The sequence below is a fragment of the Bacillus sp. FJAT-28004 genome (assembly GCF_001280845.1).
Classification (GTDB): Bacteria; Bacillota; Bacilli; order Paenibacillales; family Paenibacillaceae; genus Pristimantibacillus.
In genome coordinates this window covers 1-24,686 of record NZ_LGHP01000005.1, presented here as the reverse complement: position 1 = coordinate 24,686, position 24,686 = coordinate 1, and the positions used below count along the sequence as shown (strand labels likewise).

General features: G+C 38.9%; 23 protein-coding genes. 1 reads left to right on the top strand and 22 read right to left on the bottom strand.

What is annotated here, in order from left to right:
- Window positions 1-18: 18 nt before the first annotated feature.
- Both AC787_RS32215 and AC787_RS32210 read right to left on the bottom strand, forming a co-directional pair.
- Window positions 19-258: a hypothetical protein gene (locus tag AC787_RS32215; RefSeq protein WP_054029090.1), complete on the bottom strand. Its 240-nt coding sequence runs from the start codon at window positions 256-258 to the stop codon at window positions 19-21.
- On the bottom strand, window positions 251-1,054 hold the full coding sequence (locus tag AC787_RS32210; RefSeq protein WP_054029089.1) for a ParM/StbA family protein: 804 nt from the start codon (window positions 1,052-1,054) through the stop codon (window positions 251-253). The genes AC787_RS32215 and AC787_RS32210 overlap by 8 nt, the downstream gene beginning before the upstream one ends.
- Window positions 1,055-1,202: 148 nt before the next feature.
- Between AC787_RS32210 and AC787_RS32205 the strand changes: the two genes are divergently transcribed.
- Complete coding sequence (locus AC787_RS32205; RefSeq protein WP_321166203.1) at window positions 1,203-1,469, top strand: helix-turn-helix transcriptional regulator; 267 nt, start codon at window positions 1,203-1,205, stop codon at window positions 1,467-1,469.
- Between the two features lie 121 nt (window positions 1,470-1,590).
- Here the strand turns inward: AC787_RS32205 and AC787_RS32200 are convergent, their stop codons facing one another.
- The 20 genes from AC787_RS32200 to AC787_RS34305 form a co-directional block, all read right to left on the bottom strand.
- Window positions 1,591-2,217: a TraX family protein gene (locus AC787_RS32200; RefSeq protein WP_054029087.1), complete on the bottom strand. Its 627-nt coding sequence runs from the start codon at window positions 2,215-2,217 to the stop codon at window positions 1,591-1,593.
- Window positions 2,218-2,410: 193 nt separating this feature from the next.
- The gene (locus AC787_RS32195; RefSeq protein ID WP_054029086.1) at window positions 2,411-2,665 is read right to left on the bottom strand and encodes a hypothetical protein; all 255 of its coding nucleotides are present in this window, start codon (window positions 2,663-2,665) and stop codon (window positions 2,411-2,413) included.
- A gap of 228 nt (window positions 2,666-2,893) precedes the next feature.
- Entirely contained in the window at window positions 2,894-3,874 is a 981-nt protein-coding gene (locus AC787_RS32185) for a Fic/DOC family protein (protein ID WP_054029084.1), read from the bottom strand.
- A 282-nt stretch (window positions 3,875-4,156) separates the two neighbouring features.
- A complete protein-coding gene (locus tag AC787_RS32180) occupies window positions 4,157-4,339 on the bottom strand; it encodes a hypothetical protein (RefSeq protein WP_054029083.1) in 183 nt (60 codons plus the stop codon).
- Window positions 4,339-4,743 (bottom strand): hypothetical protein, encoded by a 405-nt coding sequence (locus AC787_RS32175; RefSeq protein ID WP_054029082.1) that lies wholly within the window; start codon window positions 4,741-4,743, stop codon window positions 4,339-4,341. The genes AC787_RS32180 and AC787_RS32175 overlap by 1 nt, the downstream gene beginning before the upstream one ends.
- A 19-nt stretch (window positions 4,744-4,762) precedes the next feature.
- Complete coding sequence (locus AC787_RS32170) at window positions 4,763-5,890, bottom strand: toprim domain-containing protein (RefSeq protein WP_054029081.1); 1,128 nt, start codon at window positions 5,888-5,890, stop codon at window positions 4,763-4,765.
- 19 nt (window positions 5,891-5,909) lie between these two features.
- Window positions 5,910-6,218 (bottom strand): helix-turn-helix domain-containing protein, encoded by a 309-nt coding sequence (locus AC787_RS32165; RefSeq protein ID WP_054029080.1) that lies wholly within the window; start codon window positions 6,216-6,218, stop codon window positions 5,910-5,912.
- A 315-nt stretch (window positions 6,219-6,533) separates the two neighbouring features.
- Window positions 6,534-13,025 carry a hypothetical protein gene (locus AC787_RS32160; RefSeq protein ID WP_054029079.1) on the bottom strand — a complete coding sequence of 2,164 codons (6,492 nt, stop codon included), beginning with the start codon at window positions 13,023-13,025 and terminating at the stop codon, window positions 6,534-6,536.
- Window positions 13,015-14,250 carry an S-layer homology domain-containing protein gene (locus AC787_RS32155; RefSeq protein WP_054029078.1) on the bottom strand — a complete coding sequence of 412 codons (1,236 nt, stop codon included), beginning with the start codon at window positions 14,248-14,250 and terminating at the stop codon, window positions 13,015-13,017. Before AC787_RS32155 ends, AC787_RS32160 begins: the two co-directional genes overlap by 11 nt.
- A 233-nt stretch (window positions 14,251-14,483) precedes the next feature.
- Window positions 14,484-15,218 carry an HD-GYP domain-containing protein gene (locus AC787_RS32150; RefSeq protein WP_054029077.1) on the bottom strand — a complete coding sequence of 245 codons (735 nt, stop codon included), beginning with the start codon at window positions 15,216-15,218 and terminating at the stop codon, window positions 14,484-14,486.
- A 34-nt stretch (window positions 15,219-15,252) separates the two neighbouring features.
- Window positions 15,253-17,508: a hypothetical protein gene (locus AC787_RS33565; protein ID WP_054029076.1), complete on the bottom strand. Its 2,256-nt coding sequence runs from the start codon at window positions 17,506-17,508 to the stop codon at window positions 15,253-15,255.
- A 13-nt stretch (window positions 17,509-17,521) separates the two neighbouring features.
- Entirely contained in the window at window positions 17,522-18,016 is a 495-nt protein-coding gene (locus tag AC787_RS32140; protein WP_054029075.1) for a hypothetical protein, read from the bottom strand.
- 5 nt (window positions 18,017-18,021) lie between these two features.
- The gene (locus tag AC787_RS32135) at window positions 18,022-18,420 is read right to left on the bottom strand and encodes a hypothetical protein (RefSeq protein WP_054029074.1); all 399 of its coding nucleotides are present in this window, start codon (window positions 18,418-18,420) and stop codon (window positions 18,022-18,024) included.
- A gap of 71 nt (window positions 18,421-18,491) precedes the next feature.
- On the bottom strand, window positions 18,492-18,641 hold the full coding sequence (locus tag AC787_RS34310; RefSeq protein ID WP_161807602.1) for a hypothetical protein: 150 nt from the start codon (window positions 18,639-18,641) through the stop codon (window positions 18,492-18,494).
- A 25-nt stretch (window positions 18,642-18,666) separates the two neighbouring features.
- Complete coding sequence (locus tag AC787_RS32130; protein ID WP_054029073.1) at window positions 18,667-19,557, bottom strand: hypothetical protein; 891 nt, start codon at window positions 19,555-19,557, stop codon at window positions 18,667-18,669.
- A gap of 12 nt (window positions 19,558-19,569) precedes the next feature.
- The gene (locus AC787_RS32125) at window positions 19,570-20,559 is read right to left on the bottom strand and encodes a hypothetical protein (RefSeq protein WP_054029072.1); all 990 of its coding nucleotides are present in this window, start codon (window positions 20,557-20,559) and stop codon (window positions 19,570-19,572) included.
- Window positions 20,556-22,193: an ATPase, T2SS/T4P/T4SS family gene (locus tag AC787_RS32120; protein WP_054029071.1), complete on the bottom strand. Its 1,638-nt coding sequence runs from the start codon at window positions 22,191-22,193 to the stop codon at window positions 20,556-20,558. The genes AC787_RS32125 and AC787_RS32120 overlap by 4 nt, the downstream gene beginning before the upstream one ends.
- A gap of 2 nt (window positions 22,194-22,195) precedes the next feature.
- On the bottom strand, window positions 22,196-23,350 hold the full coding sequence (locus tag AC787_RS32115; RefSeq protein WP_054029070.1) for a hypothetical protein: 1,155 nt from the start codon (window positions 23,348-23,350) through the stop codon (window positions 22,196-22,198).
- A 14-nt stretch (window positions 23,351-23,364) separates the two neighbouring features.
- Entirely contained in the window at window positions 23,365-24,060 is a 696-nt protein-coding gene (locus tag AC787_RS32110; protein WP_054029069.1) for an SAF domain-containing protein, read from the bottom strand.
- Between the two features lie 2 nt (window positions 24,061-24,062).
- On the bottom strand, window positions 24,063-24,686 hold a 624-nt coding region (locus AC787_RS34305; protein ID WP_161807601.1), incomplete at its 5' end, for a hypothetical protein.

Genomic DNA, 24,686 nt, shown 5'->3' with positions numbered 1-24,686 from the left:
CCTCCCTTCCCTGTCCTACTATACAAAGTCCCCTACGCTGAACTCCATGTCATCGCTAGTTTGAATTGCTCGCGAAGAGGAATTCGACAGCGTGCTTGGTGCGTTTGCATGGAAAGCCTGGTCGATATCTCGTTGAATGAGTCTCTTCATATAAGCCGATTGATTCTTCCTTTCGATCACACGCTGATACAGCTCCTTTTGATCCGGATCAGCGATGTTAAAAACGACCTGAACTCGCTTTTTAATAAGCTCACCCATAGATCTTTCTCGCGATCATGTAAAAGGCTTTAACGTTCGAGAAGAATGGATCTGGCTCAAGTAATTGGCAAGCCGGGAAGAATTCTTCCCGCAGGTAAGGTAGGATCACTGGCGCCCCACCCCCACATAGATAGACTGCATCTCCCTTCCCCCACTTCCGATTAATAGACTTCGTGCCAATTTGCCTTGCAAATGCTGCAACCTGCAGGTTGCTCTTACTCTCCATTCCTTCGGTGAATGTGAAGCTGCTTTTATTTATGTATTGCCGGTCTTTGAGAGTCGCATAATTAACGCTGCCGCTACCGATATCGATCACGCGCACTATTCCCGTCCCCGGAACTAGGAGACCCGCTGCCGCACCTTCGGGTGATATTTCACACTGACGAATTACGATGGTTTTGCGAATCCCGTTAATAATCAGATCGTGCCGACGCTGTAGCATGTTTTTTATTGCTATCTTCTCCTCTTCTGTATGAGTTGCAATAGGCTGGCCGACAACGATATTGAACTCTATCCCTACTCCGAATTGATGCAATGCAATCAATATCCGGAGCAATGCATCAAAGTGAGCCTTGGAGTCGTCTTTTCTACTCTCAGCGTACTCGCTTTCATCTTCGGCCAGCGTGCCTGCGAATCCGCACCTTCCTTCGTACTCCCACTCGAAATCAAACGTCTTGCACTGCCCTTTTAGGTTCCGTTTGAGCTCATTGATACCTATTGCCGAAGGAAATTTAATGAGCTGCTTTCCGTCATAAAATTTCGTGTTTCGATTTCCAGCGTCGATGGCTGCATACATCTTCTTCGCCTCCTTTGGTGTGTACCCAGGTGCGCACGTTTATGTCTGCGCTTGCCGTTGTGTGTACCTAGTTACATAACTACGTGATATCGCTTGTCCACTATTCCCGAAATCGGAAAATAACGTTTAGTAATCGGGAAATTTGTTCATGCTGTTAATAGAAGACAAAAGAAAAGGAGGAGAAAGAACAATGTTTGGACTTGGAAAGAAACGTAGCAAACTAGGCCGGTGGTTAGATCGTAAAGGGATAAAACAGGAGTGGGTAGCAGAAAAAGGAGGTGTGGGAAGAACTACAGTTTCGAATGCTTGCGGGGATGATCAATATATTCCAAGCGGATCAACAATGAAAAAAATAATAAAAGCCCTACGAGAAATAGATCCTTTAATTCGAGCTGATCAATTTTGGGATATATGAAGCCATTGATTAAGAGCAGCCCGATGATAACACCGGATGCGGTTTGCGTCGAAGCGGAGTACCAGCATTTTTTATTTGAGGGCAAAATAAAAAGCCGTCAATGGCCACGGCTCCTTGATTGCTATTTAAGTATAAAAAGTAGTATTGCAATGATGCTTAAATGAACGGGGTAAAATGATCGCCATAGCCAGCGGGGGATGCGTATCTCTTCGATCCATTTCAATAGATGAGGCATGTACACAATCGCTATTGTAGGAGCAATGCTAAAGAATTGAATGGCCCAGTTTTTGTAAAAGATAAAAACGATATTTAATGCTATATGTAAACCAATCATAAGATTTTGCTTGGAATACCGATAAATAAGAATTAGCAATAAGGCATAAACCCCATAATCAAACTTGAAAAACTCCAGAATGCAGCTGCTTATCAAAACAACGATGACTGAAATATAAATCCGGTTTACTTGATCGATAATCATCATGGCCAATATACAAATTACAAACGCACCTACGACATTGATTCCGCTTATCTCAAGTCCATACATGTATGGATACTGAGACAACAAGGCGATGATCAGTAACCGTAATAGGTATTTTTTTTTATTCTTTGTGATCTGATACCCTCTAACGATTAAGTAAGCATAGATCGGAAAAGCAATACGCCCGATGATTCTCCAACCCATTTGATTTTCAAAAAATTCTTTTCCTAGATGATCAATTAACATAGTAAGCATGGCTAGTAATTGCAAAGACATAACCCCTTGTTCTGGATTGATTAGGCTTGGATTAATGCTCTCAATATGATTAGAGCCGCTGTCTACAAGGACATGGACTGGCCAGTTCCAAAAAGCATCGTATTTGTCGTAATTCTTAATGTCACCCTACTCTAATATTTCTTCCGGCGCCCCTTCAACCGTTCCGTTCGCTATCAGCTTAACTTTGTTAACTCTCCTTTTTATTGGCGTTGTAATGCACACGACACATCCCTTTTGCTGCATGTACTCGATCACATCCGTTTAATTCGCATAGCCTTGTGGATCGCATCGGTTTAATCGGACGACGATGATACACGTTCTTATTCGGTCGCACATAATAAGGATTGCCATACCGCAAATAACGCTGATGATGCATCGCACACCAGCCTTTTGCTTTAACCGCTTTAGAGCAACCTTCAATGGTACAAAAATCGACATCCATATCGATCATCTCCTGGATTGAGTAAAGAATCGAACGATAGATTTTGATTTCTTAATACCGGTTTTAAATAAGTCTGTTGCTGCATAAATCAAGAAACAAATTATTAGCAAAGCCAGGTAAATATTGAAAAGATCTAAGGCATAAGATAGTGTACCTAGCACCAATGCGATTACGATTAGTAACAAGTATAATTTCAATCGATTCATGATACGGCCCCTTATAAATGTATTATGGCTCAAGGTACTTACTTATTTGGCTAACCATTTTAGTACCGGCTGCAGCTTGATCTAACATGAGGTTTTTCTTTACTGCAGATAGATGTGGATGCTTTTCTAATGGAATCGTTTTTAAGATTGATTCCCCATTAAATTGGACTCTTACAAAAGAGCCCTTCTCATTTATTTGAAAACGATCGACCGTTTTGTTTAGTGCAGCTGCGTCTATGTTTGCTTTCGCTGCAGGTAATCCATTTGTATTTTTCAATAGCTCTTTTAATTGGATTCCCCCTGGCGGTTCGATCCACTGGGCCTGTTCTTTTACTACATCATTTATTGGACTCAAACATTTATTCAATACATTGACCAGCTCACCTAACTGCTTGGGGTCATCCGTCATTTTTACGGCTTGAAAATATTCATTTGTCGGTACATTTTGCCAATTCAACTCATAGCCTGCGTTCTTCGATAACTGTTCAAAAAATTCACGAATTGCGCGGCCATTACCCTCCCTAAAGGGGTGCATATAGTTAATTTCCGTGTAATAATAGGCTGCTTTATTTGCGAACTCATCTTGAGCCAAACCCTTTAAAAACTTGTCTCCTTTTAATTCAGAAAACACTTGGTCTCCTAATCGAGAAATCCTACTTGTATCACAGAACCAAAAATTGTTTTTACCGATATTGGTTGTTCTTAGCTGACCCGCGAAGGGATAAACATCCTGGAACAGGTGACTATGTATGTCTTTGAGATAGTTAAGATCAAAAGCTTTTGGTGCTGAATTAAAACGGAGTTCCATCGCTCGATAAGCTGTATGATACCGTTCTATATTATCTAACTTCACTTGATCTTGAATGCCAAAATGATTTTTCAAGACGTTTGTTCCCGGATATAAATATTCACTGGTCATTGGTTTGCCTCCAGCTCTCTTCATACTCATGCTCTTTACATCAACAAGTCGTTGATAGATCTCTTCTTTTTCACCTGCAGACAAGAAACTATTTTCGTACTCCCATGATGCACTAACACGCTCGATCTCTCGGTCATATTTATCTCTGGATATCTTCAGCCGTATTCCCCCTACTGATCATCATCTTTGAGTCTATCACGCATAACTTTAATAACTAATTTAGCAATAGTAAAAACAACTATTAGGCCCAATAAATAATACGTTAAATCTTTCATCATCCTTATGTTCACCTCATTACATCTTGTCACTTCTATTTACCAAACGTGTTGTCGATTAACTTACTATTTGTAATGAAAATATCTCTTTTTATTCGGCTAGCTTTTTAACTGCCAAATTAAATTCTTCTTCTGTGATTTCTCCATTTAGACGCTTATATATGAGCTCCTTGCCCTTGTCATCAATTCCAGCATCTTCATATCCCCATGAAGCATTAACCTGCTTAAATTGTTTTTCAAATGCCTCACGCGATACATTATTTTCCTTCGTCATTATAAAATCACTTCTTTCTCTATATTTCGTTTATGAGCAGATACCTGTGAATCAAAGGCGACAAACAACTGAGCTAACGAGCTTTCGATCCGGTCCTCAATGGTGAGAATAAAATCTGCTATCATATCTAATTTGTTAGTATCGCTATCCTGGCGATTATGCTTTAGATAATAGACTAGCATTCGCTTAAGCAGTTGAGCTGCAGAAAAAGAAAAATGAATACCTAATTCCATATCTTTTTCATTTTTAGAATTGATGTTTTCAATGCTTGTTCTAAGTTCATTTATTCTCGTTAACCATTCATCACCATAAAGAGTTTTCCATAACGGGTATGCTGAGACTTCACGTAGGACTTCCTTTAATATCTCAATCTGGCTGTTTACTCTTATGACTACGATTTGCATTGACTACACTCCTAAATGACTACTGAGCCACAAGTGTTAATGTTTTTTTATCTGCAATATATTTTTCAATGTCTTCAAGACGATATTTAGAAAGTTCATCGTACATCTTATATTGTTGGAATGTTTTGGGCTTATATAGAGCAGCTACAAAAGCATCTTTTCCTTTTTCTTGTATCATTTGAGCTGGATCCATTCCATCTGGAAGCTCACCAATCCATACCTCTATGCCTTCATCCACTAACAATTGCCCTGACGCCATTGCACCTTGCCTGCCAGCTTTGTCACCGTCATAAATGACCATGACCCTTTTGACCTTCTTCTTCTTCAACATCCGTGCATGTGCAGCCTTAAACTTATGAGCGCCGCCCGAGTCAATCCCGTTGCTTATGTCGTAACTCTCCGCTACTAATCGATCAATAGCTGATTCATATAAATAAACAACGCGCTTGGTATCCAGTAAATCAAAGCCACCTAAAATATCATCGCCATTAACATAAAAATGTTTAATTCCGGCTTTGCTATCGTCTACTGCTCTTCCGTAGAGATCGGTTACTTTGCCATACATATATACAGGCACAACCGCTCTATAAAATAGGGCATCAAGCCCTTTTGCATTGATCAAACGGTAACTCTGTAATTCTTCTTTGGTATATCCTTGCTCTTCTAAGTAACCTCGTAGAGCTCGTCCTCCTGGTGCATATCCAACCTTATGACGATTAAGTACTGCTTCATTGATTCCTCTGCTTAAAAGGTACTCACAATTTTTCTGGCTATGGTAGAATTCCGCAGCAAGCAGCATAGCCTTATTTTTACGTTTTTCAGCTTCGACCAGAACCGGATCTACAACAGGAAGATCGATATTTGCCATCTCAACGAGTGAATGAACGGCATCTTGAAAATCCATACCGGCCACACGTTCAAGAAAATTAATGGCATTACCAAAATCCCCGCATGCACGACAGCGATAAATGGTATCTCCTTTACGAATCCGTCCATTCTGCAAATCAGTTTTTCCGCAGCAAAAGCTTGCTTCGTAATAATCATTTTTCCCTACGCCTGTTTTCGTTCTGATGTTATGGCTCGTCATCAAATCTAGTAAATCGATTTTCTTTAATAGATCTTCAATATATTTAGGTGGAAAAAACATGGCTATACCTCCCGCGTGTTTAATTTGCTTTTGCTCTAGCCCTTACTTTTTTCTCCAAGTATTGAAATACTTCTTCATCCGATACGATGACATGCTGAAAGTCCATTGGCACCTTACCAGCAAGAATCAACATACGATATGGGTTTTCACCTAATGCAGTGGCAATTCGAATAAGAACTTCTTCAGAAGGCGGATCCGACTTGTTATTTTCAATTTTGCTCAAATATGCAGTTTTAATATTAGCTTTTTCACACACATCGACTTGCTTCATATCTCTCTTCAATCGTAATGATCGGATATATTCCCCGAAATTTTGATGAGCTTTCATGACTACCTCCTACTAAATATTCCATAACCTAATTATACCAAAAGTTGCCTTAACAGTCAACGCAACTAATCTTTGAATCGCGCTTATTACTTAACTTTTTCACTATATTTAACAAACGTATTATGAAGATAAAAAAGACTTGGACTTGTTTAAATGATCTTGGAAATCCTGATGCATCGGGATGCGCCTGTGTTTATGATCGATGCAGCCGGTGAAGCGCGGCCATCTCCTGCAGAAACTCCGTATCTGTACTTAATGATGCCCATGCTACGCGTACACAAAAAAGAGAGTGGGTTGCTCCCACTCTCTTTTCTGTCATGTGTTTGTTTCTTGTCTGTGGATATTAAGGTAAATTTGAGTATCACCCTTGATTTCAATGATCACATCAGTTGATTCTTTGTGTCCATTAGACCACGTTCCATTAAAAGTGAAGGTGTACTTTCCATCTTTCAATTTTGCGTTGTATGTCTTATCTATCATCTTTCCTGTCCAATTTATTTTTGTTTTAGAGGTAAGAAGAACGCCGAAATCGAATGGTTCTCTGACAACAAGTATTTCTGTAGCCTTTGTAGCAGAGGTTCCCGTATTAGTGGTGTTCGATTCTAACACGAATGCTTCTCCAGCAACAAACATATTGGCTGTCCGAGGCGAGTTTGGACTTCCGCTTACACTTTTATTATACGCAATTCTTAACTCTTCATATCGATCTGTATGTTTTACATAGCCATTAATCTTTAAATCAAGCACAGTTATCGTAGCAGTTGCATCTTCCTCTGCTTTTAATCCATGGATATCTTCTACACTCAAGACAACTTGATAATCACCTGGATGGTTATCTGTTACCTCATGCGGAATCACGACGTTTTTGCTTGTAAATACTTTGTTATAGTATCCATTAGGGCCAGTAATAGTCCATTTATAGACCATTGCATCACCATCTGGATCTGTTGATAAATTCGTAAGTGTGATTACATCACCTTCATATGGTGGTTTAGGCAAATAATCAAATTTAGCAACAGGTGGACGGTTCGTGTTGAAATAGATATATGCATAATGTCCTTCGTTTCCAGCAATATCATAATCCAATACGGTGACTCGATATTGTTGGCCACTGATTAAGCCGGTTACGCGATGAGATTGTTTACTTAGCGCCAGCGGTATGCTGTATTCTGTCGTACCGTCTCCATTCAAATCAATGTTAGTTACGCTACCATCTCCATTGACTTTTTGTAGATAGAATGTGCGTGTTGCATGTCCAGATGATGGAGCAGCATCATTAAAGGCATTAAAGCTCACGGTTACTGCAGTAGGTTCGATGGCTAATTGTTCATCAACGTCTGCAGGCTTAACCGTATCTATAAAGAAATAATCAACATTAGAATAATTCCCCCATTCATACCCGTCAAAAGCTCTAGCTTTCCAATAATGTAAACCTTCCATTAAAGGATTTGCTAAAGTTCTGCTAAAAGATGAAATTGAAGCATTAGTGTCCACTACTAAAGCGTCTGTTGAAGCATAAAATACTTCATAGTCTACAGCGGATATAGGATTGTTTTGTGCATCCGTTACAGACACGCTTAAAGTAGGTTTGTTATTATTAGTTATATAAGGATTATTAATAGTTCCCTTCGGACTAATGAGAGTAGTAATAGGAGGCGTATTTAGTACAAAATAGACTATATTACTATCATCTGACCAGAGACCTTTTGAATAAACCTTACCTTGTACTTTAACTTTTTTGCCTTTAACTAAGATACCTTCATCTACTTGATAATTCAAATTATTACCATCATACTCAATGCTAATAATTGTTGCATTAGTATCTACGTAAGTAAGTACTAACCTATATTTTTCTTGAGGATCGTTTTGGGCATCGTAATAATTCCATCTGATTAAAGGTTCTGTTAAATAAGTTACAGGACTATTCAGAGTTCCATTAGGAGTAGTTATCGTCATAACAGGTTTAGTCTGATTTACAGGAGGTAGGGATTCCTTGTAAACGGAAGTTTGTTCCCAGAAAGACCAAGCACCATGTACGTCTTTAACTTGTTCCTGAATAAATAGCTCTACATTCGGTCTATTATACAGAATACGTTTACCACTCGTCCAAGTAGTCTCATCAGCCCACCTAGTTCTAAATACTCTCTCTACAATACCATCTGCTACATCTAAATCATAAGATCCATCAAACGTATCATAGTCTAACCCTTCTCCTTCAGACGATACACTTCCCGTAAATCTAACACTAGGTACAGCTACAGGTCTTCTATGAGCATACACAAGTTTTGTAGTAGGCTCAGACCATTTAGAGTAACTAGCGAACGTTGGATTATCTGAGCTTTTAAATGTAATCTCATATACTCCAGACTTGTCTAGATTAAGAACAGGAGTAGGATAAGTATTCCCATTATAAGCACTAGTACCTTGAGGATTTAAGAAAAAATTAGGATCGTGTTTATAAGTCCACGATTCTTCTCTTGAAGGATCATTCTCAATATCTTTAAATACCTTATCGTAACGAATAGGTTCATTAACCAATACGGTGTCTATTGTTTCTTCTACGTAGTAGTCACCATAGTTCGTTTTACTAACATTAGAAAACACGGCATTAGGTTGTCCTAAAGACATAAGTCCAGAGTACCCTTTTTTGAAAGTTCCATCTGCGACTTCTATTACTTTAGCATAGTTTACATATACCCTTTGAATACCATTTACCGATTCTACCTTAATTGGATAAGTAGTAAAGGGCGATCTAGCCATAGGAATTGATTGAAGTAAGGTTTTTACACCATTAACTACCCGATAGAGAGAAAGAGTAGTATTACTCCATTCTACTGCATACATGTTTCTCTCATCTTGTATTTGGAAACCAGCACCAACCACCTTGCCGTTTTTAGGGTCATTAACACTAACCCCGAACTCGAAGGCATAATTTTTTAAAGAGGTTGCTGCATCGTAGATTAAACCTCCCCAATCATCGTTGGTTACTTCAACAGTATTTGCATCTACTTCTTTTATTGATCCGCTAGCAGAATTAGGAACAAAAGGGATAACAGTATTATTCGTAAAAACGTATAAAGATCCATCAGGTAATATGGGAGTAGATCTTCCCGAAGTCTCTCTAGTTGTTAAAATAGGAAGTCCAGACGTAGGAGTTTCTACAATTGTAGCTTTCCTACTAGCACTGTAAATTTGTGCTGTAAATTCCCCTGGGTCTTCCCAATTGTGAGATGTTCTAGCTTCCGAATGAATTACAGGATAGATGATCTCACCGCCATTAGCTATGAACATCTTCCCTAAGTTAGCGGAATAACTACCTGCATCTATTTTCTGTCCTCCTGTATTTCCCCACTTATCAAAGTACATATTATAGCTTGAATGTACTCTACCTTGGGCGTATACAGTACCGTCAGAATAGACAATTGGATTAGCATTAGGGGCTGATTCTGCATATGAATGTCCCCAATCGTCTTGAGAAGTTACCAAGCTTGCGGCATTATACGACTTAAAATCATCTCCCCACATCCTATAGGATTGAAACATTACGTTTGCGTATTTACTACCATCACTGAAATAAGTAGATACTGCATATGCTACCGTATTATCATCCGACAAGGATACACTAGAAATACCCGCACCGCCTACAGGAACTATCGTAGTAGTACCGTCTGAAGTTATTCTATACATCATACCTTGGTATGCTGACATTCCATTACCATACCTATTTTCGTAGGTATACGTAAAATAAGTTTCACCACTAGGAGCTGCTGTTATGTTAAAACTACTTAGTAAACCTCTTTCTCTACTATCTCCTTCCGATTCCCATATTAATGTATTACTTTTTAGATTGTACTTAAAAAGTCTCAGCTCAGTATTATAATAACCATTCCAAACGTCATCAGGTACGTAGTAAGCAAAAAATTGCGCTACATACATAAATTGACCGTCTGGAGATATTTCGATATATTTTATACCTACGCCCATCCCATCCCCTTTAGGGGAGGTTTTTCTAGAATTAATAATGATATCTCCAAGATAATTCCCGTTGTTATCGTACTTTAGTATACGACTACTATAGCTATTTGCAGCTGTATGACCACCATCAGAAAAATAAAATACCTCATCTGGACCGACAGCCATTAGCCCTACATATGGAATATTTGGGTTTATTCTGAAGGTTCTTTTTTCTACTCCAGTCACCGAATCTCTTTCACTAATATCGAATGTATTAATTGGAGTATCATAATTTTGTTTTGATAGATATATTCTATTTCCTGCAAAAATTTGTTCTATAAGATTATATCCATTTGGCGCTGTCCAAGAACGTTTTCCCACAATATCAGGAGCTAATTGGTATTTTGTTCGAGAGTTAGCACCATTACCTGAGTCAGGATATCCTACGTGAAAGTTAGCAAAGATGGCGTTTTTCGTAAATATATTTGTAGGATCAGATTTCCATCCTATTTTACCACCATTACCTCCTACGTATGGTTTCTTAACTACCCAAGATCTGAAAATAGAATCTCCTGAATATCGAATTAATGGAGGAGATCCACCTTCTTCAGGTTGATTTGTTTGACCTATAGCTTTAAAGTCTACACTGGGAGCATAATTCAGTATATCGGTTGTACTTATATTAGATACTCCGAACATTCCAAACTCTTCCGTAACTTTAGCGCGATATTGTCTTTTCCCTACAGTAGTATAGGTAACGGAATGAGTGTTTTTATACGCTCCGTCATATAGTACTTTCCACGCTTCCTCTTCAAAGTTTCCGTCATTGTCTTGATCGTATCTTTCTTCTAAGTATAGAAAGCTTAACTTGTCACCTTCTGGACTTTCCGCATCTACGAAAATAGTCACGGCATTATTACGATAAGACTCTTCAGGAGAGACTAGACTAACAGTAGGAGGTTGATCTGGAATAACTTCGACATTCAAGGTTCCCCACTCACTTACGTTACCTAGTGAATCGTATACTTTACCTTCTAGTACGTAATCACCTACGCTTAAATTATTAGTAGTAGGGAATCCAGTAATGTAGGAAGCATCTCCTACTTTTTTATATCTCATTTCTGACTTTGTTTTGTCTATAGTTACTCCTTTAGATTCAAGAGGAGTATAGGAGTTATTCAAATGATAAGGATATGGGAAAGGTCTTCCTTCTACGATTTTAGTAATCCCCGATACAACAGCTACAGGGTTAGGCGCTAGAACTTCTAAAGTAGCTGAATGTCTTTTTGTTTCAGTACCATTAGAAACAACTATTGTTGCTTTATATAAGCCTGGCTTATCGTAAGTTTGATTATAATACTCGAAATCTGATGTGTTAGGTAGTTTCTCTGCTAGTATCTCATTGAACTCCCAATAGAAAGAATCAAACCCGTTCGAGTAGTTCATCAAATCCGATTTATCTCCTACTATGATCTGAGGAGGATTAAATACAGCTTTTGCTAATATAGGAGCCATAGTCGGTTCAGGAGTAGGTTCTGGAGTTGCAGAGGGACTAGGACTTCCTGAAGGAGTTGGAGCTGGTGTAGCTCCTGCCTTAGTTACAGTAGTCGTACACTCTACAAATTCTTCGGCAGAGGTTCCATCTGTAAAATAAACCCTTGCCCTCATTACCCAAGTTTCCGTATACGATCCTACAGAAGTTAACTTACTAGCTGGTATTTTAAAATCGAAAGTATGAGTGAAAGTTGATTTTCCTACGTATTGCGATGTTAAAGTTACTAACTGACTTCCGTCTTTAGCTTTACCATACAGAGTCCAGTTTTTAACTGTTTTACCTCCATTTTGAGCTAAGTTAACCGTTAGTTTACTTTCTACTAGTACATCTTTATTCGCAAAGGTAACATCTTTTGGATTAACAGTACAATCACAAGTAACTACAGGAGTAGTAGGTTCAGGTAGCTTTTCTAAAGTTAGCTTAACCTCACCACCGTAAAGATACGTTTTAGCTTTCCATTTAGTCATTGTACTGTAATCATATCTTAGTCTACTTCCATTCATACCCATTGAAGAGTTACCAATAGTCATTTTAATTGCTATAGTCAAGTGAGCATCGTTATTTCCACCTAAGATATTGCCATAATCGTGAACCCTTATATACTTCTGATCGCCTTCAGGCAATGCTTCTGTTATTCTAACAGTGTTAGGAACTAAATCTGATTTACCGACAGACTCACCACCATAATTGTATGTTGTCGGTCCTGCAAATCCATCACTGATAGCTAAAAACCAGCCGTTAGCATCTCTAGCCTTGTCTATAGGAATTGTTTTTCCATATTCATCAGTACTTCCTAGTATACCAGTACATTTGGCGGAACCTCCAACCCAACAATCGGAAGAAGAAGATGGGGATACGGTATATACCCCACCTTTAACGGTAAATCTCCACGCTTTTCCTCCTCCTGAAGGGGATAATTCAGCATACATATTAGAGGTGTATCCTGCATTAGTTACGTTAACCAAAGCTCCGTTAAAACTAGGGAATGTTATTTTATTATTAACAGGATTCCCTGCTCCATATTTACCTTGGCTTTTTCTAGAAACATTACCACTACCGTCAGCGACATCTTTAAGTACTTCGAAAGTCTTTAATTTATACCCTGCTGGAATAGACGAAGCGATATCTACTGTAAAGTTACTTTTAGAAGCTACTGAACTGAATCTATCACTAGAGTTAAATAAGTTTATCGTTTTGGTTAAGTTATCAGCCGCAATTGCAGGACTTATAGGAACCGACCCAAAAGCGATTATTAAAAGAAGTAAGCAAGCTATAAAACGTCTAATTTTATAGTGCATATAAGTCCTTAGCTCCTGTCAGATAAAATTGTGAACTTTTTGACATTGGTCCGAATTTTTCTAAATGAATAGGTAATGCTCCCTTACTTTTTACTACGTTATCTACATACTTTTTGTCTACATACATTAATAGATAATCGTGACCTGAATTTCCTTTTTTAGCGAATGACATATTTTCTCTATTTCTAAATAAACCTTTTCTTTCTATAGTCTTTCCATCGAGATAGTTGAATTTATCAGCTAGATAGGCTTCTCCTCTGTCTGCTTCTATAAACATGTAGAAAGACTTACGTACCGTTTGATAATAGTTAGCATCAGCAGTTAAATTTTTACCTATTAACTTGTAGGCGAATAGGTATCCTTCTTTGTTATTAGATTCTCTTCCTCCCAAGTTATACTGCATACCCTTAAGATACTCAGACATATACTCGTTAGCATCGGAAGGATCTAATACGATGAGTTGATCAATTATAACGTCATAGTTAGACCTAATATTAATTCGGTGAGGAAAAGTTACTAGATCGTTTTGGTTAAACCTCGTTATGAAGTTATGTTTATGCCAAGCAATTTCAGCCGCAGAAGAAGCTCCTTTATCTACTGTTAGCTTCTTACCTTCTTTTAAACCTAATACTCTATCTAGTACAACAGCTACCTGTGCTCTAGTAGTAGTTCCCTCAGGTTGATAGCTTTCAGCAGTACTACCTGTTCTACTAAGAATACCTAGATTTACAGCTCGAAATACCAACTCATTTTTACTTACTTTTTTACCTCTATAAGTACTATCTAAAGCTCTCACAATTAAAACTGAAAGGTCAGTACGAGTAGCTGGTTTGTTTAAATCGCTGTTTAAGTCTCCAGCTACAAAAACTCCCGCGTTTACCATATCATTCTTATACGGAGCATACCAAGGTGAAGCTGGTTTATCTCCTTCTTTCGGTTTAGGGGAAATTTCGAAAGCTATAGCTATTGTTTTTACTAGCTCCGCTTTCGTCATTTGGTTCTTCGGTTTAAATGTTCCATCTATATAACCATTCATAATACCCTCTAAAGCTACTTTTTTAATCGATTGCATAGCCCAAGGCACACTCATAATATCCTTAAATGTAATATCCACATCTGGTGTTTTAGTATCCGTAAATGCTGCTGCTGCAGCTGCTACTTGTGCTGATGCTAATACTGTAACTGCAATAGTTAATGCGATCAACTTACGAAAATTCTTCTTCATGAATAATCACTCCTGATTAGTTTATTGTAGTAGCGGCCTGATAGGATTCCGCCCTGGCGATGCGTTACCATGGGTTTAGCAGAGGCTCCGACTGAAAGGAAACTGGAATACCGGAGCTGAAAGCGAGGATATGCCGGGAAAACTTTTAGGTGGAGGGCGCCCCATGGTACGCTTGTGACAGGCGGAAAAGCCATCAAGACGGCCGCCCTCGCGGATATACGATACACTCTCTCTCATCTCGAACTGACGCGAGAATGTAATGCAAGGGGGTCTAGATACTTCTCAAAAGAAAAAATCGTCTCGAGCATACGCTTACTCATTTCGTTTACGTATTTTATGGAATTAACATCATGGAACATATTGAAGAACTGCTGTAGGACAAGCGGATCAAATTGTTCTTTTGAATCCATGAGTATTTGAAAGGCCTCATGGTGAGAACGACCAGCTTGATACCCTCTGTCTTGTTCTGTTATTGCAGTGTACACATCTGCTACAGCTGCGATCTTCCCCTCAATTGGAATGAAATCTCCTTGAACACCTTTAGGGTAGCCGGTTCCATTTTGACGTTCATGATGATATTTGGCTATGTTAATGATGATCTTAGACATTTGCAAATCGCTTAAAATACTCTCGGCGTTCACTACATGTTCTTTGATTTTCTCTCTTTTTTTCCCCTCCAGCTTTTCACCATTTAAGATTGCATCCGGAAATGCTATTTTTCCAATATCATGAACCAATCCGCCAAGGAAGTACTCGATGGCATGATTGCTATCCATTTTTGTGGCCAATAGATAAGCGTAAATTCCCACCTTTAGTGAATGATTTGATATTCTCACGTCTCGTAGGCGAAGCGTCTCATATAAACATTGTGAGGCGAAAACATGTAGTACATTTTTCTTTCCTGCAGATATGTAATGATGATAGTGATGAGTAATAAGATCAATGGCCTGATTTACTGGATTTTTCATATTCACACTCCATACAGGCCATTGTCGTTCAGCCCTATTCTGCTAGATATGTTTTCGCTACACGAACACTTTGCGTTTTACCGGTATTGGTAACTGTTACAAATATCGTTCCTTTAGCTACCCCTAACTGAGGTACGGAAATGGTTGTCATATTGGCACTTGCTCCTACGGTTGATGAAGCAAACACCGTTGCCGTCAATTTCGTTTGATATAGCTTTACGACATCACCAGGCGCTAGACCGGTTACTGTGATCGTGTCGTTGGTTCCTACTTTATTGTTTTTCACTGTAATGGCCTTAATATTTAATGCCGCCGTCGGTGCTTCAGCAATATAGCTCTTTACCAAGCGTGCACTTTCTAAGTTTCCAGGCGTTGTAATCGTCATGTACACGGATCCTGCAGTTGTTCCCAACTGAGGAACGGTTAAAAATGCATTTACTTTTGCTGTAGCCATCGGTTCAAATTTACTTGCCGTTCCACCTATCTGAAGCATAGGGTTTGTATACGTAAAGGATCCTGAAGCACTATTTGCTACTGCAAATTCGATGTATGCAGTTGATGCGCTTGTAGTGAATGATCCACTTTGTGCTGTTGAACCGTTGTAATGTGTAGCCAGTGTTGCCCCTGCAGCTGAAATGGAACTGATTGTAACTTGACCTGTATGCTGCATGCTGAAAGCATATACGGTTGAGGGCTGAGCTTTCACCCGAACATAACTTCTTTCATTCGCTGCTGTTGCTGTAAGTTTAAGCTTGTAATCGCTCAAGATATCAGTGTTAACGTGTAATGAATTCCATTTTGTGAACGGTGGTAATACGTTTTTAGTTGGCCAAGATTCTTGTTCTTCGAATGCTGTCACAGCTGTGCCTAGCTCAATTTGAGCATTTGACCAATTAAACGTACCGGCTGCCGTCGAAGTAAATTCAAAACGAATGTAAGCAGCATTGCTTTCGGTTACAAAGGCTGCTGATGGACTTGCAGCTGTAGAGGTCGCTTTAGTCGCAATGACCACTTTACTTGCATCGAGAGTCTTTACATTAACAGTACCGCTATTTGTATTTGTGACCTGATACGCATAACTTTGCGAAGCCAGAACTGGAACGTCATAATACGTTAGTTGTCCTGCTGCAGTAGCTACAAGGCGAAGTCCATAATTGCTTGTCGCTGTTGCATTCGCATGTAGATTCCAGGTATACGCTGGCGGTAGTAAATTTTTGTTTGCCGTACCAATGGCTAGTGGAGTTGTCGTTGTCTTATTGGCATAAATCCGTATGATATCCGTTGGGTTGAGATTTGCGACTGTGATGGTATCTACTGTACCTGTATTGTTAACGATTTTAATGTTTGTAACTGGAAGAGTACTTGCAGCCTCGGCGCTATAGGCTTTTGACACACGATTACTTTCTGCCATTGTTCCTCTCGTTAGCGTTACATAAATCTGTCCTGCAGTTTTTCCGAGCTGAGCAACGGTTAAGGTTTCGGTCGTTGATGTTGCCGTTTTCGTTGCTATTGGTGTGTTGTCACGGTCGGTCGCATAGACCTTTATGATGTCTGCTGCTCTGACATTTCGAATAACAATCGTGTCTGCTGTACCTGTAGTAAAATTTGTAACCGTAATGTCCGCTGTAGAAATCATTGGGCTTGCTACTTCTGCCTTAAATGATTTACCTATTCGGGCACTCTCTTGAGCGGATCCCGTTGAACGAGTAAGATATAGAATTCCATTTTTTGATCCAATTTGAGCTATCGAAATAGATACACTGGTTTGTCCTGCTGGTACGGTAGCTGTTCCAATTACGGTAGGATCTATTGGAGAATTATAGACCCGAATCACATCACTAGCTACCAGGTTAACGACTTCTACGATATCAGACGTTCCAGTAGGATTATTTGTGATACCAATCTGCGCTGCATCGAGAAAAGCTGATGTCGGCTCTGCCGCAAAGCTTTTCGGAGTACGATTGCTCTGACTATCGCTACCGGATGTAACGGATACGTACAAAGTTCCAGCTGCTGTACCAATCTGAGGAATACTAATGACAATAGATGTTGATCCTACAGCGACTGTCCCAGTTCCTATCGTTACTGTTGTAGAAGGATTTGCATAAACCTTCACTATGTCGCCTTCATACAGATCGGATACCGTTACTGTATCTGGTGTTCCAGTTTGATTATTGATGACCTTAATGGTGGACACATATGGCGGTGTGGACTGCGCTGCATGCGCCATCTGCGGAATAATCAATGATAGAGCCAAAAATAGTGCTAATATGAATTTACTTTTTCTCACTAACGTTCACTCCTTAATTCGGAAAAGGATAAAGTTCAATAATATTTTTATAAATGTAACCATCAAAGGAATACTTACTTGATCGAGTACTCTTTACTCTGACCTCATATATGACAGCTGGTCCAAGAAGCGTTTTATAAATGTGGTACTGGTCATTGACATAGTTATAGGGAAAGGTTACACCGCTTGAATCATCTACAAAATCCTCAAAAAGGATTTCTACCGGATCATCCAGTAAGGTATTAGGCAAAGGCGTTAAGTCCATTTTTAGTCTAAGATTTCTTCGCAGGGTTTCTTCAAAAACGTTTCTTGCTTCTTCTCGGTTAAAAACAATGTAGCCCTCAGCTTGTTGAAGCGGATCTACTTGTAGAGCTGCATCATGTGCAGCATATTGTAAGCTGAAGGTTAGGCTATTAATAAGGGATGTATTTCGGTTTCGGTCTACATTCGTGAGTTGCATTAATAAAAAAATAGTACTAAGTGCAATGATTAATAACGCTCGTCCCATATCTGCTACCTCTCCGAGTATTCACTCATCATGGTTTGATGACGTGAGATGAATTTAGGTGCATTACTGGAACCTAGTAAATTTTGAAATAGCCAGAGAGGAGAGGCTTTAATCGTTAAGGTTCCTTCAATGTACTCGCCTCTTGGCATAGGGACCGTTGTTCCGACAAAGGTTACCGCACTGTTAGGTATGAAAAATTTATCACGCAGCTGGTCTTTCATTTCTTGAACGATTTCAGGTGTAAAATACCCATTATCTAGGGAGGAGGCTTTTGCGATACCTTGATTCAGAACGATTTCCACTGCGTTACTTCGTACATTGAACACTTCGCCTAATACTGGTTGAAAGAGATACAGGATAAGGAAATATACCGTCAATATCTCTCCCATTGCTTTGTTAAACAAGGTTGGTACTTCTCCTTTCCTTGGGGGGAGACGAAACATCTCCCCTGAAAGAGGGTAACATCATAAAAAATTTATGATGGTAATTGAATGTTAGTAAAGGTATCCGAGAGTTCACCGCTAAAGCCCGAAATAAGACCCCAGATAAGGATAAATACAATTAGACCTACCGAAATAACGATACCGATAATTTCAAAAATTTCACCTAGCGATTTGTTAAACATTCAATAAACACTCCTTTAGTTTTAATTAGCTTAAGTTGGTTAAATTTCTACTCATAGACCCTACCATTTGCATGACGACAAAAAGAATATCCATAATATAAATGAATAATGGTAACCAAACGATCGGGTTAACGATATTGGTTAAAGAAATCCTCCTTTTCTGTCTATTTGATCTTAGGGTGGCGACATAACTTTCTTCACGACTTGCAATGAGTTCCTTAACGTTTTGCTGTCCAGAGCTCTGTATACCAGCAATTATTTTACAGACCTCTTTGGCTTCGTCAGTGCCGATATCGTCACCTATTATGTTCATCACCACGTCAATTCCGGAGCTTGCATTACGCAGACCTTTATTAATGGCGCCCCGGATGCGTGGTGTGTACAATCTCAATTTACGAATCAGATCCAAGATATTAATGACCCGATTACCAGAGTCTTTCAGCTCATCCATGATCATAGAATAGATCATGAATAGCTCTTGATTTTTCAAAAAATCATTTTGGTTCTGATACATTTTAAAAACTGATTTCATAGTTTTACGCTTTGGATTGGTAATAAGAGATAAGAACAAAACTGGACTGGTTAAGAACAAAACATGAAAGACGGTTGAAAGGTCTTTTCTATAGAAAAAGGAATATACACCATATGAAAACATCCCTAAAGCAATAAGATAGCGCCATATTTGGAAACGTTTTGCGTTAAGCTTGAACGGGTTACCAGCACTGGTAAACTCTTTTTCCAGTTCTGGTGGAACCAAAATGTCCTTCATTTTTAAGTTCTGATATTTAATGCGTTGTAAAACACTTTCTTTTTCCGGAAGCTTTGCATTTAATATGTTGGCAAGGATTTTGGCTGAGTAGAGATATAGGATGATAATCATCGTATAAAACAGATATGTTGCAATGGTAAAACTCAAGCGATGTCCCTCCTAGTAATCATTGGGTTGACGTAAAAACCATGATGCAATAACTCTAGACATTCCTATCGATAATACCGATAAGATAAATCCCGCACGACCTTCTGCCGTTTGGAATTGAAAGTGAAAAATACTTTCACCCGTGATATCAAGAAATAACGATAGAACGAGAAACGTACCAGGGAAGGCAATAAGATGAAACATGCTTAAGTTCCTAATATCTGATTTCGCTTCTGTTTCATTTTTGATATCTAAGATATTTTGCTGAATTTTTGCATCAATTCGAGCCAGTGTATCCCCTACAAATTCCTGAGTCGTAAGACTTTTATAGATAGTAAAACCGAGTTCTCTTGCAAAGGATGTATTAATGCTATAGACAAAGCTGTCAATTGCATTCATCAAGTCATCAGGGTTCTCATAGTTTTGGTTAACTCTAATGATTTCTTGTAGATGGCTCTTAAAGGGGGATCCTTCATTTTGAGTAGTAACATCCTTTAAAACGGTCTTCATTAGTGGTTGCACGTAACCGCTATACGTTGAGGCAAAAGATCCGGTTAATTCAGCAAGCTGATATCCACGATCGATCCTAATGATTCGTAGTTTTAACCGGTGCCTCATGAAGTTTCCATATAAAAAGACAAATCCTAGCATAACGCCAAAGAAATACGATTTTGATATGGTCCCAATAAAGAAAGAAAGAATACCGAACGAGACGAGATGAAAAATGATGAAATTCTGAACGGATAGGGTTGGCTGGTAATTCTTGCTTGTGACTTTCAGCATATTATCTAGATCTCGGTAAGCTTTTTCTAAAAATTCTCCTTTTGTTTCAACCCCAAGATGCACATTTTTCCGCTCAATTGCTCCCTTTTTTATTCGTTTTTCAACTGCAATCTTCTCACTCAGTGATTTCAACGTATTTTTAAAAATGAGATAAACAGCATAAGAAGTGATGGAAGCTGAACCGAGATAAACCAAATACTTTACAATCGTAAAGATCATCTGTCCTCTCCTTTTCTCAGCATGTACGTTTCCATTAGAGCTGCCATCCGTTCCATTGCATCTGCTGTTCTTGATTGATTCTTTGATAATTCCTCAGTCGCTAGAGCTAGTCGATATTGCGGATCAGCAATCGCAGGGTTGAATATTGTAACGCCTTCTCCTACTGGAATGGGTGATGCTTGTTCTAGATTTTTTAGCGTTGTCATGAAAATTTCGTACCACTGTTGATTTTTCAAACGCATCTCTAATTGCAATTGCTTTGTGATGTCTGCTCGATATTCATATTGCTTCGTTAATGGATTACGACGCTGAATTTGATGGGTACTGATTTCTCCATTTTCTCGATTGAAGCGGAGCTCTTCTACGCTCTCTACCCATTTAATGGTTTTCGTTTCATCCATTTGAAGCAAAATAATAAGATCCACATACTCTGCAACACGCTGCGTTTCAGCTTTGAGATCCGTTCCTCCGTTATAACGGCAGATTAGCCGTGCCCATTGTTCAGGAATCGTGTATGTCTTCCAAATATGAGTGGTAGCTAAAAGGCCTTTTTGCAACCTTTCACCTAATATCATTGTCCCTTCCGCTTCATCAACACGCACCTCTTGAACAACCCCGTAATCCGCGTCTGTTCGCAGTCCACTTTTAATGGCACTATCAAAGTTTGATCCATTGAGAATCATTTCAATAAATTTCTTTTGTGGATTATCAATGCTGACCTGAATTTCATAATCGTTTTCGAAACTGATTCCAGTAAGATGATCCGGTCGTTCATGAATCATCGCTCGTACTAAGGTTGTTTTTCCTGTTCCCATTGGGCCCGTTATAACCGTATTAGGCATTGCTAGTGACATGCCATGATATAGAGGTAATGATTCTTCTGGAAAAAGGTTATCTTCTACTGATAAATTTCTTAAACTTACCTTTTTCCTGAGTACACGTCTAAAAGTAATAACTATGTTTCTAACCCGTGGTTCAATTAAGATGGATACCCGTTCACCAGTATAAAGATCCAGTTCTATTTCAGGGCTCTGTTCGTTTACTTTAGCTCCTGGCTTGTGGCTCTCCAATGTTCGAATAATTTTGTTTACATCGGACGATGATAATCGGAATTTCATGAGTTCGAATCGACCTTTTTTAGCATTATGTATCCAAATGTATCGACCTACAATTTGCATAGCATAACTATCGGGCAACATAGACCAGTAAGCTAAAGCCTTTAGTCCATAATTTTCATGAAAAACAGCATGTGCTAGATTACTGTATTTCCGCTGTTCTCCTTCCGCAAACAAATGAATGTCCTTGTAATAAACCGGTAATTGTACGTCTCTAATTTTGTTATTTAGAATGAACGTTTCAATTTTATCCAGCATTGGGGTAACGGAATCGCTCTTTCCAAGCATCGCATGTGACTCAAGTTTAACCATATCGTCGCCTTCTTTGGATTCCGCTATGGCAACAAACTCCGTATTGAGTTCTTCTGCAAACTTCACGCTTAATTTTTGGAAGGCTGTAAGGTTAGATGAACTAGGTTCTTCCTTACGAATAGCGTCCAAATGGGTTTTTACATCGCCTCGCTTATGAAGTCCTTGTTCTTTGCTATATTTCTGAAGATTAAAACGAACTGCTTTCACGATTAACTCCCTCTCTGAGCAAACCAGCCTTTTGTTTTTCTACCGTTGTCTTTAAGTGGTAGCTGATAGAAATCAACAAGGCCATTTACAATTCGATTAATTTCAGCTACATATTTTTTTTCATTAAAGGATAGTAAATCTTTTCTGAATTCAAATCGGTAAAACGTATTATAGTACGGAATATTTGCCATGGAAGGAAGCTTATAAACTTCTGACAAATGTTTGGTTGTCTCCAGATCCGACGTCGGGTACATCATATTACATACCAGCCAAATGTTTTTAGCATGTTCAACGTCAAGCCCCAACTCCCTTTCAAGGACTTGATCCTTGTAACGCGACCAGGCCTCTCTAGCAGCAGTCCGCTGGTTGGTGTATACAAGTTTTAAATCGCTAGATAAAATAGCTTGTACGGCTAGTGGAGTATCCATATGATGTCCTGCATCGAGTATGACTAAATCAAACCGCTGCTTAGCCAAATCAATGAGATGTGCAATACCTTCTGGGGTATACGTGTAGACCTTAAGTACATCGCGATTCCCAGCTAGATAAAACAGACCATCATGCAGCTCAACCATTTTTTCCTCAAGATCAGCTGGCTGCATTTGCTTCCCATCGAGCAAGCCCCATATTTCATCTAAATATTTTCCGTTATATTCAATACAGTTTGTGCCTGGATTAAAGCCGTTCAATCCTATAATGGCGACACGAATGTTGCTCATATCTACAATCTGCTTGCCTAACAATATTAGTGAGCTAGTGACACCTACACCATATAAAGAGCCAAGCGCAGTCACAACCCGGCTGATTCCTTTAGTTTTTGAAAATAACTCTGCAGCTACGAAATCAGCGATTTGCTTTCCAGTTGAATATGGCGGAATGACGCGTGTATCATAGGCTATTAAAGTGCTTTGAATGGCTTTTGCTTCGCTTGCATCGGCATACATCGTGACGTGATAAAAGATTTTTGCATTTGGATTTTCTTCCCGAAGTTGAATAATCATTTTTACATCTGCGTACTGCTCGGAAACGACAATGATGCTGTTATCTTTAAATATTTGATGTTCTCCTAAGATGAAGCGTTCTGTGCTTTCTACTTCATTTAGATCAGAGAAGGCATCCATTATGCCTGGCAAATCACTTAGTATATATGCCTTCATTGTTAGACCCCCTATTAGCGATACGTTATAAGAAACTTATAACCTTCACTGCCATATTTGATAATGAGTTTTCTTTGATTCTCTGTGACTACGATTTCCAAACTTTTTACGGCTCCTGAAGGTTTTTGACGGCCGTCATCTTCCGTAGTGACTTCTTGGTTATTCCCTGACTTCGAATAACTAACTGGGATGTCGATCAGTTCATTTAAATCCCCTTCGGATACTAGCACTGGTTCTTTTTCTTTTTCCTCATCATCATCCAATGCATTTCGAGAAGTGCCTGTACTAATTTTTGTTTTGTCTAAAACTGGTGTTAATGAGATGTGATCTCCTCTGAGCAAACTTCCGGGTACGGAGAGTACCCATTCATTAGGTACTGGCATATTCGCTTCACCGCTGCCAGGTATCAACTCATCTAACCCCAACATATCTTTTACAATTTGCTCATTTGTGAAAATGGTTCTTAAAGCTTCTTCTCCAATAATGATTGTTGGATCAACAATTCGTTCGGAGACAATTTGTTCGGCTTTGATCTTCTCAACTTTCAAATCCGTTTTTTGAATGATCTGGCCCCGTTTAATCTCTTTGGAAGCTTGAATAACATCGATTGTTCCCCATGTGGGCTCTACCCACTTCGTCCATACAATTAACAATAGCGGCCCTGCCAGTATGACAACGGCAAACAACCAAATACGAAGTATCTTTTTCAAAATCATTTCCCCTTTAACCAAGTTTTCCATTTGGATTTATTTTTTTTCGATGGTATATATTCAGCGATGACCGTTGATAGCACGTCTTTCATTTCAGCATCAATTTCTATTTGATTCGGTTTATAAGGAAAGTGAAAAAAATTCAGATTAAAGCTTTCCTTTTCCTCTTTTGTAAAAGTTTTTTTTAGTTCAGAAAACCGTTGATCGCTTATGAAATTGAATAAGACATTTAACTTTTTTGTTATGTTATGGATTTGAAACGCACTTATAGCTGAAGTTAACCGATCAAAGTCCCAATCGCTTGAACCCGATGTAATCATTTGAACTTGTGCTCTAGAAAAAAATTCAATGTTCGGGTGTAATTGCGGTTTGTTAATGAGATGACCTAAGTCCAATACAGCATATTCATACTCTGAAATAATCCGATCCACAGCAATGTCTTTATCATTAGAAAACAAATCAATGCCATCAATGTGATATCCGCCGGGATAATGTTTCGATTCGTTAAAATCCATAAATCGAAATATACTAGGGCTTGCTTCAGGATCATTGATCTCAATGCATACAACCTTAAAACCCAAATCACTAAGCAACCTAGCCATTTGTAAAGCTGCTGTCGATGTGCC